Source organism: Pedobacter antarcticus, assembly GCF_900112985.1.
GTDB classification, from domain to species: Bacteria; Bacteroidota; Bacteroidia; order Sphingobacteriales; family Sphingobacteriaceae; genus Pedobacter; species Pedobacter antarcticus.
On the sequence record NZ_FONS01000002.1, the window covers coordinates 417,281 to 434,177 of the forward strand.

15 protein-coding genes are annotated in these 16,897 nt (G+C 41.6%); 9 read left to right on the forward strand and 6 right to left on the reverse strand.

All coding sequences use genetic code 11. The features are described 5' to 3' along the window. Nucleotides 1–45 precede the first annotated feature (45 nt). From BM192_RS06855 to BM192_RS06865, 3 genes are read left to right on the forward strand one after another with little or no spacing between them, the layout of a single operon-like run. Entirely contained in the window at nt 46–1,869 is a 1,824-nt protein-coding gene (locus tag BM192_RS06855) for a sensor histidine kinase (protein ID WP_037442294.1), read from the forward strand. Between the two features lie 53 nt (nt 1,870–1,922). Continuing rightward, nucleotides 1,923–2,621, forward strand: coding sequence for a response regulator transcription factor (locus tag BM192_RS06860; RefSeq protein WP_037442296.1), 699 nt, complete (start codon nt 1,923–1,925; stop codon nt 2,619–2,621). 28 nt (nt 2,622–2,649) lie between these two features. Further along, nucleotides 2,650–4,908 carry a helix-turn-helix domain-containing protein gene (locus tag BM192_RS06865; RefSeq protein ID WP_051760026.1) on the forward strand — a complete coding sequence of 753 codons (2,259 nt, stop codon included), beginning with the start codon at nt 2,650–2,652 and terminating at the stop codon, nt 4,906–4,908. Here the strand turns inward: BM192_RS06865 and dapF are convergent, their stop codons facing one another. Next, nucleotides 4,909–5,715 (reverse strand): diaminopimelate epimerase, encoded by an 807-nt coding sequence (gene dapF, locus BM192_RS06870; RefSeq protein ID WP_234797522.1) that lies wholly within the window; start codon nt 5,713–5,715, stop codon nt 4,909–4,911. It lies immediately after the preceding gene. Nucleotides 5,716–5,963: 248 nt separating this feature from the next. Here dapF and BM192_RS06875 point away from each other — a divergent pair, with 248 nt between their 5' ends. From BM192_RS06875 to BM192_RS06890, 4 genes are all read left to right on the forward strand, one after another. Next, nucleotides 5,964–7,499, forward strand: coding sequence for a S1C family serine protease (locus BM192_RS06875; protein ID WP_037442298.1), 1,536 nt, complete (start codon nt 5,964–5,966; stop codon nt 7,497–7,499). A gap of 209 nt (nt 7,500–7,708) precedes the next feature. Continuing rightward, entirely contained in the window at nt 7,709–8,389 is a 681-nt protein-coding gene (locus tag BM192_RS06880; RefSeq protein WP_037442300.1) for a succinate dehydrogenase cytochrome b subunit, read from the forward strand. A 27-nt stretch (nt 8,390–8,416) separates the two neighbouring features. Beyond that, nucleotides 8,417–10,396, forward strand: coding sequence for a fumarate reductase/succinate dehydrogenase flavoprotein subunit (locus BM192_RS06885; protein ID WP_037442301.1), 1,980 nt, complete (start codon nt 8,417–8,419; stop codon nt 10,394–10,396). A gap of 24 nt (nt 10,397–10,420) precedes the next feature. Next, nucleotides 10,421–11,191 (forward strand): succinate dehydrogenase/fumarate reductase iron-sulfur subunit, encoded by a 771-nt coding sequence (locus BM192_RS06890; RefSeq protein WP_037442303.1) that lies wholly within the window; start codon nt 10,421–10,423, stop codon nt 11,189–11,191. Between the two features lie 92 nt (nt 11,192–11,283). Here BM192_RS06890 and BM192_RS06895 read toward each other — a convergent pair whose 3' ends face one another. The 3 genes from BM192_RS06895 to BM192_RS06905 form a co-directional block, all read right to left on the reverse strand. After that, nucleotides 11,284–12,534 carry a M56 family metallopeptidase gene (locus tag BM192_RS06895; RefSeq protein WP_074963936.1) on the reverse strand — a complete coding sequence of 417 codons (1,251 nt, stop codon included), beginning with the start codon at nt 12,532–12,534 and terminating at the stop codon, nt 11,284–11,286. Nucleotide 12,535: 1 nt separating this feature from the next. After that, nucleotides 12,536–12,907, reverse strand: a complete 372-nt coding sequence (locus BM192_RS06900) for a BlaI/MecI/CopY family transcriptional regulator (protein ID WP_037442307.1) — start codon at nt 12,905–12,907, stop codon at nt 12,536–12,538. A gap of 247 nt (nt 12,908–13,154) precedes the next feature. Beyond that, on the reverse strand, nt 13,155–13,343 hold the full coding sequence (locus BM192_RS06905; protein WP_139218412.1) for a hypothetical protein: 189 nt from the start codon (nt 13,341–13,343) through the stop codon (nt 13,155–13,157). Between the two features lie 341 nt (nt 13,344–13,684). Between BM192_RS06905 and BM192_RS06910 the strand changes: the two genes are divergently transcribed. Beyond that, nucleotides 13,685–14,710: a sensor histidine kinase gene (locus BM192_RS06910; RefSeq protein ID WP_037442311.1), complete on the forward strand. Its 1,026-nt coding sequence runs from the start codon at nt 13,685–13,687 to the stop codon at nt 14,708–14,710. A gap of 33 nt (nt 14,711–14,743) precedes the next feature. Then, on the forward strand, nt 14,744–15,502 hold the full coding sequence (locus tag BM192_RS06915; RefSeq protein WP_037442313.1) for a LytR/AlgR family response regulator transcription factor: 759 nt from the start codon (nt 14,744–14,746) through the stop codon (nt 15,500–15,502). 20 nt (nt 15,503–15,522) lie between these two features. Here BM192_RS06915 and BM192_RS06920 read toward each other — a convergent pair whose 3' ends face one another. Beyond that, entirely contained in the window at nt 15,523–16,266 is a 744-nt protein-coding gene (locus tag BM192_RS06920) for a lysophospholipid acyltransferase family protein (RefSeq protein ID WP_037442315.1), read from the reverse strand. A 7-nt stretch (nt 16,267–16,273) separates the two neighbouring features. Beyond that, nucleotides 16,274–16,828: an NUDIX domain-containing protein gene (locus tag BM192_RS06925; protein ID WP_037442317.1), complete on the reverse strand. Its 555-nt coding sequence runs from the start codon at nt 16,826–16,828 to the stop codon at nt 16,274–16,276. Nucleotides 16,829–16,897 lie beyond the last annotated feature (69 nt).

A 16,897-nucleotide genomic window follows, 5' to 3' on the forward strand; every position in this document is an offset into this window, starting at 1 on the left:
TACTTATTTTTGGATTTAATCCGATAAGCTTAACAGCTGCGATTCATGAAGAGAAAAAGCCTTTGGTTAATTACCGCTTTAATGACTGTGGCCTTATTAGGGGTCTTTGTAATGCAGCTGTATTACATCAGGGAAGGATACAGGCTAAAATCTCAGCTGTTTGAACAGGATGTCAATCAGGCCCTGACTGCTGTTGCAGGAAAAGCACAACGCTTAAATGCGGTAGATAATATTAATAAGAAGGATCTGGAATGGCGTATTAAGCTCGAAAACCAGCGTCGTGACCGCACCAGAAAGCTAATAGATCTCGATCAGAAATTTAAAGAAGACGAGCGTCAAAGAAAATACCGGCAGCAGAAACAGATTATTGACGAACTGAATTATCAGGACGAAATTATCCGTAAAATATATCTCAGTCCTGCTATTATATCTGAAGCAGATTTTTTTGCATTAGCGAATGAATCGACCACCCCGTTAAATGTTGACGTTAATGTCGGGTTTGATGCCGACTTAAATATGATTGGCAGTAATGTGCGCAAGACCTTCAGAATGGGAGGCACCAAGACTTTTAATATTGAGCCTAAGAAACTTCCGGATAGTATTCGTTATCTGGTCTATAGCAGGGTAGATGGCCGGCCGCTCCGGGTTTCACTGCCTAGTCAGACCGATGAGATGAAATCGAAATTTCGTCTGGAAGATGAGGTTGCAGCAAGGCGGAAAAAGAATGAATTGAAGGAACTTCAAAGCGATACCGTTCTGTTCCATGAAAATGATTTTAATGTGCTGGAAGCGGCTGCTAAAGAGATGAGCCAGGTAGATGTGCCGCTGCGCTCCCGTATTGATCCGGACATGCTGGACACATTGCTCAGGAAGGAATTGGAGAATAGAAATATCAGATTGGATTACAGCTTCTGGTTGAAAAGTGTAACACATAATACGGTGCTTTTTCGCAAAGCCTCCGTCGAAAAAGGAGAACTTTTGCCAGCCAATACTTATCAGACCACACTGTTCAGCCAGGATGTTATCCGCGATCCCGGAATGCTTTATGTTAATTTTCCAGATAAAGAGTCTTTGATCTTCAGTAATCTGGGTGTGACTATGGCTTCCTCAGCGGGACTTTTGCTGGTGCTGATTTCTATTTTCTCCTATACGCTTTATGCAATTTTGAAACAGAAGAAAATCTCCGAGATGAAAACGGATTTCATTAATAATATGACGCATGAATTTAAAACACCGGTATCTACGATTATGATTGCCAGTGAGGCGCTGCGTGACCCGGAGATTCTTGAGGATAAGACAAGGGTGAGCAGACTTGCGGGGATTATTTATGATGAAAATGTCAGATTGGGTAATCATATAGAAAGAGTGCTGAGTATTGCCAGACTGGAAAAGAGAGAGCTTCAACTTGACTATGAGCCTGTAGACATGCATACTTTAATTAATGCGGTGGTGGACAGTATGGATCTGCAGTTTCAAAAACGATCGGCAGATGTATTGCAGGAACTTCATGCTGTAAATCACGTCGTGACTGCAGACGAATTACATTTGTCCAACGTACTCTATAACCTGCTCGATAATGCCAATAAGTACAGTAAAGAGAAACCGCAGATCCGTCTGACTACCCGTAATTCAGGGAATAATCTGATTATTGAAGTAGCGGATAAGGGAATCGGAATAACACGGGAACATAGTAAACGGATTTTCGACCAGTTTTACAGAGTGCCGACTGGAAATCTTCATGATGTGAAGGGTTTTGGACTTGGGTTAAACTATGTAATGGATATTATCACACAGCTGAAAGGGACAATCAGCGTTAAAAGTGAAAAGGATAAAGGTACTGTATTTGAGATCGTATTGCCGCTGGCTTAATGCCGAAGCAGGAAATTAGAGCTAACCTTATATAAACGTATAAAAAAGATAAGATGAAGAAAATTCTGCTGGTGGAAGACGACCCTAATCTGGGCATGCTGTTACAAGACTATTTGCAATTGAAAGGTAAGTTTGATATTGTCCTTTGTGTAGATGGAGAAGAAGGTCTGCGTGCTTTTAGCCGCCAGAACTTTGATCTATGTATCCTGGATGTGATGATGCCTAAAAAAGATGGTTTTGCACTGGGGAAGGAAATTCGTAAAATGAATGAGCATGTGCCAATTATTTTTGCGACGGCGAAAGCAATGATGGAAGATAAAGCTGCAGCCTACGATCTGGGCGGAGATGACTATATCACCAAACCATTCCGAATCGAAGAGCTTTTATTGCGTATCAATGCTTTATTGAAAAGAGTGTCGGCTAAAGAGACCGTTCCCGCTGCTCCTGAACAGACTCTTTTTGAAATTGGAAATTACACATTTGATTATACGACGCAGCTGATTACCCACAAAGGAGTGCAGCAAAAACTCTCCACCAAAGAGGCCGAATTACTCCGTTTACTCTGTTTGAAGCAGAATGCCGTGTTGACAAGAGAAGAAGCATTACTCAGTATATGGCACGATGATAATTATTTTAACGGACGATCTATGGATGTGTTTCTCAGTAAGTTACGTAAGTATTTAAGGGAGGATTCCAGGGTTGAAATACTAAATGTACATGGTAAGGGTTACAAACTCCTGATCAATCTTTAGTACCTTTGCAGTTCAAATGCTGCGAAATATGTCCGAATACAATCCTGCTGAAGTTGCTGCCAGATTCATCAATTACACCTCCAGACACATTTTTCTGACCGGTAAAGCCGGAACCGGAAAGACTACTTTTTTGAGGAATCTGATGGAGCTGACACATAAAAGAGCAGTAATTGTCGCTCCGACAGGTATTGCAGCGATCAATGCAGCTGGAGTTACTATTCACTCACTTTTTCAATTACCTTTCGGGACTTATCTGCCTAAAGCTCCTGCAGTGGAGCCTTTCAATCAGTTGTATAATACCCCGCGGTCAATCGTGCGGCATTTGCAGATGAATACGACCAAGCGGCGGATATTTCAGGATCTGGAACTGCTAATTATTGATGAGGTCAGTATGTTGCGGGCAGACCTGCTTGATGCAATTGATATGGTGCTGCGTTATATCCGTAAAAATAATGAAAGCTTTGGCGGAGTACAGGTTTTGTTTATCGGAGATCTTCATCAGCTGCCGCCGGTCGTTAAAGCCAATGAATGGCAATTGCTCGGAGAGTTCTATAAAAGTATTTATTTCTTTGATGCACATGCGCTGCAGCATCATCCACCTGTTTATATTGAGCTGGAGAAAATTTACCGCCAGGCCGATGATGTCTTTATCAGCCTGCTTAACAATCTCCGGAATAATGAGATCACGGCGGAAAATATAGCATTGCTGGAAAAATATTACCGTCATGATTTTGTACCCGGAAAAGACGATAAATATATTACACTTACCACGCACAACCAGCGTGCAGACACCCTGAACAAGAAAAGTCTGGAAGAACTTGAAGGTAAGTCATATTTCTATAAAGCTACAATTGATGGTGAGTTTTCCGAAGGGTCTTATCCGGCGGAACATCGTCTGGAATTAAAGCTTGGCGCACAGGTTATGTTCATTAAGAACGATCAGAGTGGGGAAAGGAAATTTTTTAATGGTAAGATTGCAACCGTCATCAGCCTGGACGAGGACCGGATAGAGGTGCTCACAGATGGAGAGGGTGAAAAGATTGTACTGGAAAGCTTTACCTGGAAAAACATCAGGTATACAAACCATAAGGTTACCAACGAGATTGAAGAAGAGGTAATCGGTAAATTCATCCAGTTTCCGATAAAACTCGCCTGGGCTATTACTGTGCATAAAAGCCAGGGTCTTACTTTCGATAAAGCAATTATTGATATTGGGAATGCTTTTGCCCCCGGACAGATTTATGTAGCACTATCAAGGCTGCGTTCACTAGATGGTCTGGTGCTGACTTCCCAAATCTCCAGAACGGGAATCAGGCAGGATCAAAACGTATCGTTATTCTCTAAAAATAAGCAAACTCAGCAGACACTGGATGAGCAGATCAAGCATGAAAGTGAATTCTTTCTACGCAGGTATCTGCTGCAATGCTTCGATCTCACGCCACTTGATAATTTTGTTTACGAACACGTACATTCCTATTCAAAGGATATTAATAAATCTGCGAAGCAGAAGCATGTAAAGTGGGCTCAGCAACTCTTAAAGGATCTAAGTGAGGTTAAATCTAATGCGAGTAAGTTTCTTGCTCAAATACAACGGCTCTGCCAGGATCAATCAGAAGACGGGCTCCGGATTTTACTGGAAAGAACGCAGGCTGCGGAGAAATACTTTAATCCCCTGCTGCTGGACTTAAGCCGGAGAATCTTTGAAAGGATGGAACTGGTAAAACAAGACAAACTGGTTACAGCCTATTTAACAGAGTTGCTCGAAATGGAATCTTTGTTCTATGAGCAGTTTAAGAAAATTAGAAAATCTTCGGGTCTGCTGCAATGTAAGATTGATGGTACCGATTTTACAAAAGCAGAAATGAGCGGTCTGCTGAATCAGGAGGAAAGAGAAGCCCAAATGAAAAAGGTTCATGCGGTGCCCGGTAAACTTGATTTTACAGCGAAGCGGGAAAGGGCTAAGAAATCTGATGCGCCTAAGGAGCCTAAAGAAGATACGAAGGAAGTTTCACTGGAGCTTTTTCTCGATGGAAAGTCGATCTCTGAAATTGCTTCGGAACGAAAGATGGTCGTTGGTACAATAGAGGGGCATTTGGCCCATTATGTGGCCAAACAGGAGATTTCTGCGCTGGATATACTTGGAAAGAAGAAATTAGATAAAATCCTGCAGGCAATTAAGGTACTGCAAACGATGAACCTGACACCGATCCGTGCCCACCTGGGTAAAAGTTATACTTTCGGTGAGATTAAGATCGGTATCGCAGCGCATCTGGCGGAGGGAGAGTAATCAGATTTCCCCTTCGAAAACTCTCTTTGCCGGTCCGCATAAAAATATATTACTGTAGTTATCGCCATTCGCTTCAAACTGTACTTTCAGTCTACCGCCCAAGACCTTAATGTCAGTTTCAATTTTACCCTGCTGACCTTTGGTATGCGCAATCGCCAATGCAACTGCAGTAACTCCGGTTCCGCATGCATAAGTTTCGTCTTCCACACCCCTTTCAAAAGTTCTTACAAAAAGATGATCAGGGTGTTCTTCCACGAAGTTTACATTAATACCTGCTGTTTTATAATTTTCCTGATTGCGAATCTGTTTGCCGTCCTGATATACATCTTTAGTGTCCAGGCCAATTACCTGTTGTACATAATGCGGTGAGCCAGTGTTCAGCACATAATCTTCACCATCGCGGTTTAGCGCATGGACATCTATCATCTGTAGTTCGACCCAATTACCTTCAGCTGTAATTTTGGCATAGTGAGGCCCGTCGACTGCCAAAAAGTTAGTCTCACTGTCAATGATATTCAGGTGCTTAGCAAATGCGACGATACATCTGCCTCCATTTCCGCACATACTGCCGGGATTTCCATCTGCGTTGTAATAAACCATTTCGAAATCGTAATCCGCATGATTTTGAAGGAGCATAAGACCGTCTGCCCCAACGCCAAAACGCCTGTCGCACCACTGGCGGACAGTATCTGTGTCCTCCGGATTAAAGGCTCCGCTGCGGTTATCAAGCAGGATGAAATCGTTACCGGCTCCCTGGTATTTATAAAAATGTACTGACATATCTTTGGTGTAGGATTGATTTAACATTTTTTAACACTAATAGCTGTGTTTATACCTGCAAATATCGTTCTAATGGTATTAAATTTGAATACCTTGTACAAAAGAATTTCATATGCCGCCTTAAATTCAATTTAATGCCCAGTCTTGATATCATCGGACAAAAATATCGTGGCGGGCAAATCAGGAACAGAGGTTAGCTGTTCATCAGAAATAATCTTATACACAAATAGACCCGGTATTCCACCGGTTTTATAACAAATGAAAAATAAAACAACATGAAAAAAATAGCATTAATTTTCTTAGCCGCATTCGTAGGTGGCGCAGCAGCAATCGGTGGCTACAAAATGTTGGAAAATAAAACCAACAACATGACCCTTGCTGAGAAGCAGAACCTTCTTTTTGCGAGTAATCCTTCAAAAATTTCATCTGCCGGAGCAGTTGATTTTGTTCAGGCAGCCGCAGTGGTTTCACCAGCTGTCGTGCATATTCAGACTACATTTAGTTCTTCTGGTTCATCCGGCCCTTCCTCACCGATGGATATGATGGAAGAATTCTTTGGCGGCCGGGGCGGCCGCAGAGCTCAGCGTGCGCCAAGAGCAGCTTCGGGTTCCGGAGTTATTTTAACTTCTGACGGTTATATCGTGACGAATAATCACGTTGTGGACAACGCTGAGAAAATTCAGGTGATTTTGTCTGACAGACGTAAAGTAGAAGCTAAAGTAATTGGCCGTGATGCGAATACCGACCTTGCACTGATTAAAGTGGAAGCAACAGATTTACCAGTAGTTAAAATGGGTAATTCAGATAACGTTCAGGTAGGAGAGTGGGTTCTTGCAGTAGGCTTCCCGCTAAACCTGCAAACCACAGTGACGGCCGGTATTGTGAGTGCTAAAGCCAGAGCAATTGGTATTTTAGGCCGCGAACAGCAACAGCCTACAGAAGAAGAATATGAAGAGTATCAGCGTACAGGTAAAGTTCCTTCACGTACAAATTCTGCCATTGAATCTTATATTCAGACAGATGCGGCAATTAACCCAGGTAACAGTGGCGGCGCCCTGGTAAATGCGAACGGTGAGCTGATCGGTATTAATGCAGCTATCGCTTCACAGACTGGTACTAACGAGGGTTACGGCTTTGCTATCCCTGTTAATCTGGCTAAAAAAATTCTGGAAGATTTTAAAAAATACGGAAGCGTAAAAAGAGGTTATGTGGGAGTAACATTCCAGGAGCTGAATGCAGACGTTGCTGAGCAAAATAAAATTAAAGATATCAGTGGTTTGCTGGTTAGTGGTGTCGTACCTGGTGGTGGCGCGGCTGCAGCTGGTATTAAAGAAGGAGATATCATTAAGAAAGTAGATGGTAAAGAGATTTTTGCCTCACCAGACCTGCAGGAAAAAATTGGCAGACTGAGTCCTGGTGACAAAGTTCAGCTGACTATTTCCAGAGGCGGTAAAGAACAGAATGTATCGGTAACCTTAAAAGGTGAAGAAACACTGGCTAAGACCAAATCAGAAACAGCAGGTAGAAGTACCGGCATGAGCATTGATAAATTGGGCGCAAGTTTTGCTCCGGCATCCGCTTCGGCTAAGGAAAAATATGGGGTGAAGAATGGTGTCATTGTAACCAGCGTTGTTCCAGGTAAACTGTTTGATAGTTTAGATATCCCGAAAGGATTATTGGTAACTACGATCAATGGTAAAGCTGTTAACAGTGCAAAAGATGTCGAGTCGGCATTACCAACTTCGAAAAACGGCAAGATTACTGTTTCAGGAGTCGGACCTAACGGAAATTACACGTTTAGTTTCAACTAACCGCCGCATTTTAAAACTTTAAAACGGGTAGCAATTAAATTTGCTACCCGTTTTTTTTGCTTAAAAAGGCCCATGGCGGCTTGTCAGGGCATTCTGATGTAGAATGTTTCTAAATAGGTTAATTCTTTTTATTTGGACTGGTATATGTATAAATTAAGTCATTTATTAAATACTTTTGCATTAATAGAACTCAAAAATAAATAAATCTAATGGCTAGTTTCGGAAACGCTTTTTCCTCATCTATAGGAAAAAAACTAATAATGGGTATCACCGGCCTGTTTCTAATTTTATTTCTTATTGTACATTGCTTTATCAATGCTTTGATATTTGTCAATGACGGTGGTTTAACTTTTAACATCGGTGCACATTTTATGGCAACCAACTGGCTGATCAGAGCTTCTGAAGTAATTCTGATGGCGGGTCTATTGCTGCACATCATTCAAGGTCTGCGCCTTACCTTTCAGAATCAGGCAGCCCGCCCTGAGAAGTATGCAGTGTATGATGGTAAAGCAAACAGTAAATGGTATTCCCGCTCTATGGGTTTATTAGGTACGTTATTGCTGATTTTCCTGATCGTTCACTTATCGAACTTCTGGGTAGTTTCACGCTTTACTGGTATTCCTACTGAAGATGCTAACGGGCACGAAGACCTGTTCGCGGTGATGAAGGAAACATTCCAGAACGTATGGCTGGTAGTATTGTATGTATTGGCAATGGGTTCATTGCTATACCACTTATTACATGGTTTTGCATCTGCGTTTCAGACTTTAGGCTGGAATCACAAGAAATACTCACCGCTTATTAAAGCGCTTGGTGTATGGTATTCCATCATTATTGCAGTGGTCTTTGCGGCAATGCCGATTGCCATGTATGCAGGGTTTATTAATTAAGGTTTAGAACGTATAACGCTAAATAGAATGGCAGATATGAATGCAAATATACCGGAAGGTGAACTGACCGGTAAATGGACTAAACTGAGGTCTTCAATGCCTCTTGTTAATCCGGCGAATAAAAGAAGTATAGAAATAATTATTGTAGGTTCAGGTCTGGCAGGTGCTTCGGCAGCGTCCACCCTGGCTGAAATGGGATATAAGGTTAAATGTTTTTGTTTCCAGGATTCACCTAGAAGAGCTCACTCAATCGCGGCTCAGGGTGGTATCAATGCGGCAAAAAACTATCAGAATGATGGTGACAGCGTTTACCGTTTATTTTATGATACAATTAAAGGTGGTGATTACCGTGCCCGTGAAGCTAACGTACACCGTTTAGCTGAGGTTAGTGCAAACATCATCGACCAATGTGTTGCTCAGGGTGTTCCCCTGGCCAGAGAATATGGTGGATTACTGGATAACCGCTCATTTGGTGGTACACAGGTTCAACGTACTTTTTATGCAGCAGGTCAGACTGGTCAGCAATTACTTTTAGGAGCATACAGCGCACTGGAACGCCAGATTGGCATGGGTAAAGTCGAAATGTTTACCCGCCATGAAATGCTTGATGTTGTCGTAATTGAAGGTAAAGCGCGTGGAATTATTGCACGTAATCTGATTACCGGAGAACTGGAGCGTCATTTTGGTCATGCAGTATTGTTGGGTACCGGTGGATATGGTAACGTATTCTATCTCTCTACAAATGCAATGGGAAGTAACGTAACTGCAGCCTGGAAAGCACATAAAAAAGGCGCTTACTTCGGTAACCCTTGTTTTACTCAGATTCACCCGACCTGTATTCCGGTTTCAGGAGATCACCAGTCTAAGTTAACCCTGATGTCTGAGTCCTTACGTAATGACGGACGTATCTGGGTTCCTAAGAAAAAAGACGATCAGCGTAAAGCAACCGATATTCCAGAAGAAGAAAGAGATTATTATTTAGAGCGTCGTTATCCTGCTTTCGGTAACCTGGTTCCACGTGATGTGGCTTCCCGTGCTGCTAAAGAGCGTTGTGATGCAGGTTATGGTGTTGGCCAGTCTAAATTGGCTGTATACCTCGATTTTACTGCAAATACAGAACGTTACGGACGTATCGAGGCTACAAAACACAATATCCACAATCCTGACCGTGAAACTTGCATGCGTTTGGGTCGTGATGTAATCAAAGAAAAATATGGTAACCTGTTTGATATGTACAAGCAGATCACAGGAGAAGATCCTTATGAACTTCCGATGCGTATCTATCCTGCTGTTCACTATACAATGGGTGGTCTTTGGGTTGATTATAACCTGATGACGACGGTACCTGGCCTTTATGCGCTGGGTGAAGCGAACTTTTCTGATCATGGAGCTAACCGTTTAGGTGCGTCTGCACTGATGCAAGGTCTGGCAGATGGTTATTTTGTAATTCCTTATACAATAGGAGCCTACCTGTCAAAAGAGCTGGCGACTAAACCTATTCCATTGGATCACCCTGCCTTTGTTGAAGCAGAAGCTAGTGTAAGAGGTATTCTTGAGCATTTCCTGTCGGTTAAGGGAACGAAATCTGTGGATTTCTTCCATAAACGTTTAGGAAAGATCATGTGGGAGAAATGCGGAATGGCGCGTAATGCAGAAGGTCTTACTTCAGCGATAGCCGAAATTCAGGCTTTACGTAAAGAATTCTGGCAAGATGTGCGTGTTCCCGGTGAGATGAATGAATTCAATCCTGAGCTGGAGAAAGCCGGACGTGTGGCAGACTTTATTGAACTTGGTGAACTGATGTGTATGGATGCATTGCAGCGAAACGAGTCTTGCGGTGGTCACTTCAGAGAGGAATATCAGACTGAAGAAGGTGAAGCATTAAGAGATGATGAAAATTATGCTTTTGTTTCAGCCTGGGAATACAAAGATGATGTGAAGTTTGAACTGCATAAAGAGCAACTGAAGTTCGAAAACATCAAAATCGCACAAAGAAGTTATAAATAAGCTAGTACTAAAATCTCCAATACCATGAGTACAGGAAATATGAATTTAACGCTGAAAGTTTGGCGTCAGAAAAATAACAAAGCCAAAGGTAATTTGGTCGATTATAAAATGTCGGAGATTTCTCCTGACATGTCCTTCCTAGAAATGTTTGACGTTTTAAACGAGCAGCTGATCAATAAGGGAGAAGAACCAATTGTATTTGATCATGACTGCAGAGAAGGTATCTGCGGCGCATGCTCGATGTATATTAACGGAAGACCTCACGGGCCTAAAGAAGGCATTACTACATGCCAGCTTCATATGCGTTCGTTCCAGGATGGCGATACCATTGTTGTAGAACCATGGAGAGCTAAAGCATTCCCGGTAATTAAAGATTTAGCGGTAGACCGTACAGCATTTGACAGAATTATTGCGGCAGGTGGTTTTATTTCTGTGAATACAGGAAATGCACAGGATGCAAATGCATTGCCTATTCCTAAATTTCAGGCAGACTCTGCTTTCGAAGCAGCAGCTTGTATCGGATGTGGCGCTTGTGTAGCAACATGTAAGAATGCTTCGGCCATGTTATTCACCTCGGCGAAAATATCTCAGCTTGCACAACTGCCTCAGGGTCAACCGGAGCGTTACCGTCGTGTTCAAAGTATGGTTGCACAGATGGATGCTGAAGGTTTCGGTAACTGTACTAATACCGGCGCCTGCGAAGCAGAATGCCCTAAAGGAATCTCCCTGGAGAATATTGCAAGAATGAACAGAGATTTTTATTCAGCAAAATTTGTTTCTGAGGAAGAAGTTTAATAGATTTAGGTCTACGAGACAAGGATTTAACAAGAAACCCCGGCAGATTTTGCCGGGGTTTCTTGTTTTTAGGCCATGCTAAAACCTGCTGTTTATGCTTTTGCTGGTTTCTTAGTCAGCCCGAAATGGATTGGGATATTATACTTCACCCGGACTGGTGTATTACCTACTTTTCCGGGAATCCAGTTAGGGGATTCTGTCAGCACTCTGACTGCTTCCGCATCCAGGGCTGCATTCAATCCTCTTTCGACTTTAACATGGCTAATTTTACCATCCGTTTCTACGATATAGCTTAGGAACACTTTGCCCTCCACCTTATTTTTAGCGGCTGATTCCGGGTATTTAAGTGATGCGCCCAGATATTCATAGAATTTTTTCATGCCCCCCGGGAATTCCGGTTGGGTGTCAGTTTTAACGAATTCGTAGACCTTTCCTGGCTCCTGCTGCTGTAAGCCGAATTGATTTAGTGGCGTGGAGGCAAAGTAGGAATTTCCGGTGCCTGAGTTTTCGGACTTTGTCTCTTTTGTCAACGTTGCAGATGTCAGTAATAATGTTCCTGCGCAAAGAGGTACGAACAGCGCGTATTTCAATGCCGCCGGTTTTGCTGATTTTCTTTTGTTTAACATATGAATTCGGGTTTTAAGTAAAGGTTCATTGAAAAAACTATTGGTCAGTACCTGGGGATTAATCCGGAGCGCTTTACTGAGCAGCAGCATGGCATAGGCAGACTTGTCGCCCTGATATGCAGAAGCTATTTCATCTGCATAGAACTCATGGACCTGTACTATCGACTTTTTATAGGCGTAGATCACCGGATTGAACCAGCACATAATTGCCAGGATCTCAAAAAAGATAATGTCCGCACTATGTAAATGTCTGATATGGACCTCCTCATGCCTGTCAATTATCGCTGCACCAACCAATCTTCTGTCGACACATTTAAAGCTGAAAAATGAGAAGGCCACGCCCGAAAGGGGTTCGCTTATTATTTTTCTGAGTTGAATCAGACGCCTGAATAGCTTTAAGGTGAAGAAAATACCACCAGCCAGATAAATACTCAAGGCAAAACTGATCCATACGGGAGTATTGCTTTTCAATGGCGATACGCTAACCTCAGAGAGCATAATTAGTATCTCCCGGGGGTTGTTCTCATTAAGGAGGTCTTTTTGCAAGGGCAGCCAGTCCTGTGGTATCAGCGGTATAAGCATCGCGGACATTGCAGCCGTGATCAGGTAGTATCTGTTGAGCCTGAAAAACGTCTCCTTTTCAAGGAGCAGTTTATAGAGAAGATAAAATAGCAGCAGACTGCTGTTGACCACCAAAATATAAATAATCCAGTTCATCTTATTTCTTTTTTAGTTCATTGATCATTTTGAGAATATCATCCACATCCTTAACGTCCAGCTTTTCCTCTTTCACGAAAAACGAAAACATGCTTTCCACTGAGTTTCCGAAATAATTGCCCAGCAATTTGTCTGTGGCGTGGCGCTTATAATCTTCAAGTGAGATAATCGGATAATACAGGTGCGCTTTGCCGGCTGGCTCATGTGCAATAAATCCCTTGGTTTCCAGGATCCTGATTATTGTAGATACGGTATTGTACGCTGGTTTTGGTTCTGGAAGTAAGTCAACTACTTCTTTCACAAAGCCTTTTTTAATCTGCCATACAATTTGCATGATTTGTTCTTCTGCTTTAGTCAGGTCTTTAATTTCCATAATTCTTTTTATTTGGCTTTGTGCCGTTTGTAACTAAGCCTTTAGTTAAATGTACAAACTAAACTCTTAGTTACAAAGAGAAATATTGAAAACTTTGATAAATAAAAAAAAGGTAGCCATCCAGCTACCTTTTTTATTTATTAACTAAAACTAAACTATATATGGTGTTAATCCCTCCAGAACGGAGGAAAGGGTGTTTAGTGCAATTTAAAGGGGCTGTATTGCCCGGTCAAATACGATCTTTTTCTTAAAAAAAGCTGTAGATCATCACAGTTAAAACGGGAATCAGCATTAACAGGAATGGAGAAACAGTTGTTAATTTATCCATAATATATGTTTTGGCAGCGGATAAGCTGCTGATATGAGATTGGTAACTATTGTACATCCTGTCACTTACAAGCGGTTGTGAAAGGTGTTGATATGCTGAAGTTTTCATAGGTATATATTTTGTTGTGAAACTGCTGATATTATGCTGAACTGTTTTTTGGTCGAGGTAGTAAGCAGAAGTTTTCATCTTTATTTCGTTTTGTTGAAACAAATAGAATTATAAATTTTTGGCTGTTAAAATGTTTTATACGAAGGGGATATAATTCTAGATCAACGGCTCAAATCAGATAAACAGGCATATTTCATGGGTTTATCCAGTTCGTAGAATAAAAATGCCTGTTCGTCGATTTAAATACCGATCAATCGGAGATTTCTTGTTTTATTCCTATCAGAACGCGGTTTAATTTTAAAAATTAATAGCTTTAGACCTGATTCTTATTGTGCAAACAAATGAAAGATAATAGAGAGATCATTTCCCATTTAGCTTACTGGCTGTTTATCGGGGCAATTCTTGGCCTGACGATATTTATGAGTGGCAAAAGTATATTTTCCCGGGAAGTCGTTGTTAGTCTTGGCTATTATTCTATAATCAATATATCCGTATTCTATATTAATTATACCCTGCTGATCCCTCAGCTGCTGAAAAAGTACTGGATGTATATTCTGGCGCTTGTATTATTAATTGCTGGGATGACGGCTGCAAAAACGATCATCGCGGTATTATACAGGGACGTGATTTTAGAGCACCACGACAGTAAAACAGGAGCGCTGCAGGAAACGGATCTCTCTGTATATATGATTAGTACTGTGTTCGTGTCCGGTTTCTTTATCATTTCCAGCTGCCTGATTAAATTCATGCTGGATTGGTTCAGTAATATCAGGGTACAACGTAGTCTGGAGAATGAAAGGAAAGATATGGAGCTGCAATTCCTTAAATCGCAACTTAACCCGCATTTCTTGTTTAATTCGCTGAATAATATTTACTCACTCGCTTACCAGAAATCTGAGAAAACAGCTGATGCCGTACTTAAATTATCTGAAATAATGCGCTATATGATCTACGAAAGCAATGATATATGGGTGGAACTTAGCAAAGAGATCTCCTATCTTGAAAGTTATGTAGACCTGCATCGACTGCGTTTTAAAGATGGTGCAGCCATTGAGATGAGTATTAATGGCGAAATTAAAGATCAGAAGATTATCCCCCTGGTGCTGATCTCATTTGTAGAAAATGCATTTAAACATGGCGTGGCAAATGATCCTGCCGACCCGATTCGTATTAATATCATCGCCAATCAAAAGATTCTTCATTTCAGTATTACGAATAGGAAGAGAATTGGAAATAAGGATGAGGTGGGTGGAGTAGGTCTAAACAACGTTGAAAGGCGTTTACAGTTGCTTTATCCAGATAGATATAAATTAAATATTGTAAATTCAGCAACTCATTATACCAGCGAGCTGATGCTGGATATATAGATTATAACGAAAAAATTATTAAACAGCCCTAAAATGACTTTGAAGTGTATAGCTGTAGACGATGAACCATTAGCGCTGGATATCATCGAAGATTACGTATCGAAAGTACCTTTCCTGGAACTGGTTAAAAGAACCGAAAATGCAATTGAAGCTTTGCAGCTGGTTCAGGCAGGTGGTATAGACCTGGTTTTTCTGGATATACAGATGCCCGATCTGACTGGTATACAGTTTCTTAAAATTGCCAGTAATAAAGCCAGTTATATTCTTACTACTGCCTATTCACAATATGCGCTGGAAAGCTATGACCTGGACGTTTCAGATTATCTGCTAAAACCAATCGCATTTGACCGCTTCTATAAGGCAGTTGAAAAAGTACATAACAGACAGAATAAACAGCTGGAAGGGAATCAGACAATTGTAGCTGCAACCACTCCGGCTCCGCCACCGGCTCCGGCAAACCATTCAGAACAGGTGACAGATTTTATCTTTGTTAAATCAGAACATAAGATCCAGAAGATTGAACTGAACGATATCCTCTATATTGAAGGTTTAAAAGATTATATCTCAATTTATACAAAGAATGAGCGGGTGATCACGCTGCAGAACATGAAAAGGATGGAAGAAACTTTGCCTTCTGCAAATTTCATCAGAGTACATAAATCCTATATCATCGCACTGGATAAAATCGAAAGTATAGAGCGCAGCCGAATCAGTATCTGTGATAAGATCATTCCGATAGGAGATACGTACAGGGATGAGTTCTTCCGCCGGATTGAGAATAAGAATCTATAATATTTCGTTCTTCAGCTGGCTTAGTTTTTCATTTGATTTAAGCTTATCCGGATTGATTTTTCTGCCTGCAAAGCAATTTCCTCAGGATTCAGCCCTTCAGTGATGATAGGGCTGAGTACAGTCCAACGGAGTTTTAACCCGGCGCAAAGTGGAAATGGTCCGTATTGCACAATTTTCCAGGAATTTTCAATAGCAACAGGTACGATGAGTGCGTCGGGAACCGCTTTCAGCAGTGTAGCTATACCACCGACCTGAAAAGGTTTCATCTGTCCGTCTTTAGCACGTGTACCTTCAGCGAAGATCATTGTCGACCAGTTATTCGATTTCATTCTGCGACCCAATTTGATAATTTCAGATACGGCTTGCTTACTGTCTTTCCGGTTTATATTGGCTCCTCCTCCATGTTTCAGGTTATAGGATATGGAGGGAATACCCTTGGTAAGTTCTATCTTCGAGATAAACTTTACGTGGTATTGTCTGAGAAACCAGATCAGAGCGGGAATATCATACATGCTCTGGTGATTGGCAATAAAGATTACCGGGCGGCCCTGCGGAAGTTTTTGTTTATTAATAAATGTAGTAGATGAACCCAGGAATATCTGGCAATAGGTCAGACAAAAATTAAGGTAATCTACAACCACTTTATGTGCCCGGTATCCAAATAAACGGAAAGAAATCCATTGGAGCGGATGAAAGATCAAAAGTGACAAGGTGAAAAAAAAGTAGAAAACAGGGGTAAGGATATAACCCAGAAATTTGCTCATGTGTAATTTATAATTTGCCTTCGAGTATCATTATTTTAGCTTTTAGCAGAGCGGCCACGCTGATACTATCAGTGATAGATCCATTTTCTGCCATTGTGCATGCTTCTTGCAACGGGAGGCGGCGTAAAACCAGTTCTTCGGTATCTTCAGGGGCAGCCTGTCCCTGTGTTAATCCTCTGGCTAGATAAACTATTGCCAGTTCGTCCGTAACTGAGTTAGATAGGTGTAAACGCTGTATTTCCGTCCATGAATCTGCCGAAAGACCTGTTTCTTCCTGAAGTTCCCGTTTTGCACTATCGAGTGGGGATAGATGTAACGGACCACCACCCTCAGGAATTTCCCAGCTGTAGGCTTTTAGGGGGTAGCGATATTGTCCGACAAGCCAGGTATGCATTTCATCGTCAACCGGAAGAATCCCAATAGCCAGGTTTTTAAAGCTTACCTGACCGTAAATACCTTTGCCGCCGGAAGGATTAATCACCTGGTGTTCAGTAAGACCAATCCAGTTATTTTCATAAACCAATCTGCTTTCCAATGTAGTCCAGGGATTTTCATTTTCCATGCCGCAAGATACAAAAATCTAGAATCTCCAAAAACCTGTCATTCGGATAGGCCTTAAACAAAAAATGAC

Coding starts and splice junctions, on each gene's coding strand:
- BM192_RS06885 (WP_037442301.1), top strand. CDS start 8,417: ATGGCAGATATGAATGCAAATATACCGGAAGGTGAACTGACCGGTAAA.
- BM192_RS06925 (WP_037442317.1), bottom strand. CDS start 16,828: ATGGAAAATGAAAATCCCTGGACTACATTGGAAAGCAGATTGGTTTAT.
- BM192_RS06855 (WP_037442294.1), top strand. CDS start 46: ATGAAGAGAAAAAGCCTTTGGTTAATTACCGCTTTAATGACTGTGGCC.
- BM192_RS06915 (WP_037442313.1), top strand. CDS start 14,744: ATGACTTTGAAGTGTATAGCTGTAGACGATGAACCATTAGCGCTGGAT.
- BM192_RS06875 (WP_037442298.1), top strand. CDS start 5,964: ATGAAAAAAATAGCATTAATTTTCTTAGCCGCATTCGTAGGTGGCGCA.
- BM192_RS06905 (WP_139218412.1), bottom strand. CDS start 13,343: ATGAAAACTTCAGCATATCAACACCTTTCACAACCGCTTGTAAGTGAC.
- BM192_RS06900 (WP_037442307.1), bottom strand. CDS start 12,907: ATGGAAATTAAAGACCTGACTAAAGCAGAAGAACAAATCATGCAAATT.
- BM192_RS06920 (WP_037442315.1), bottom strand. CDS start 16,266: ATGAGCAAATTTCTGGGTTATATCCTTACCCCTGTTTTCTACTTTTTT.
- BM192_RS06895 (WP_074963936.1), bottom strand. CDS start 12,534: ATGAACTGGATTATTTATATTTTGGTGGTCAACAGCAGTCTGCTGCTA.
- BM192_RS06865 (WP_051760026.1), top strand. CDS start 2,650: ATGTCCGAATACAATCCTGCTGAAGTTGCTGCCAGATTCATCAATTAC.
- BM192_RS06880 (WP_037442300.1), top strand. CDS start 7,709: ATGGCTAGTTTCGGAAACGCTTTTTCCTCATCTATAGGAAAAAAACTA.
- dapF (WP_234797522.1), bottom strand. CDS start 5,715: ATGTTAAATCAATCCTACACCAAAGATATGTCAGTACATTTTTATAAA.
- BM192_RS06860 (WP_037442296.1), top strand. CDS start 1,923: ATGAAGAAAATTCTGCTGGTGGAAGACGACCCTAATCTGGGCATGCTG.
- BM192_RS06890 (WP_037442303.1), top strand. CDS start 10,421: ATGAGTACAGGAAATATGAATTTAACGCTGAAAGTTTGGCGTCAGAAA.
- BM192_RS06910 (WP_037442311.1), top strand. CDS start 13,685: ATGAAAGATAATAGAGAGATCATTTCCCATTTAGCTTACTGGCTGTTT.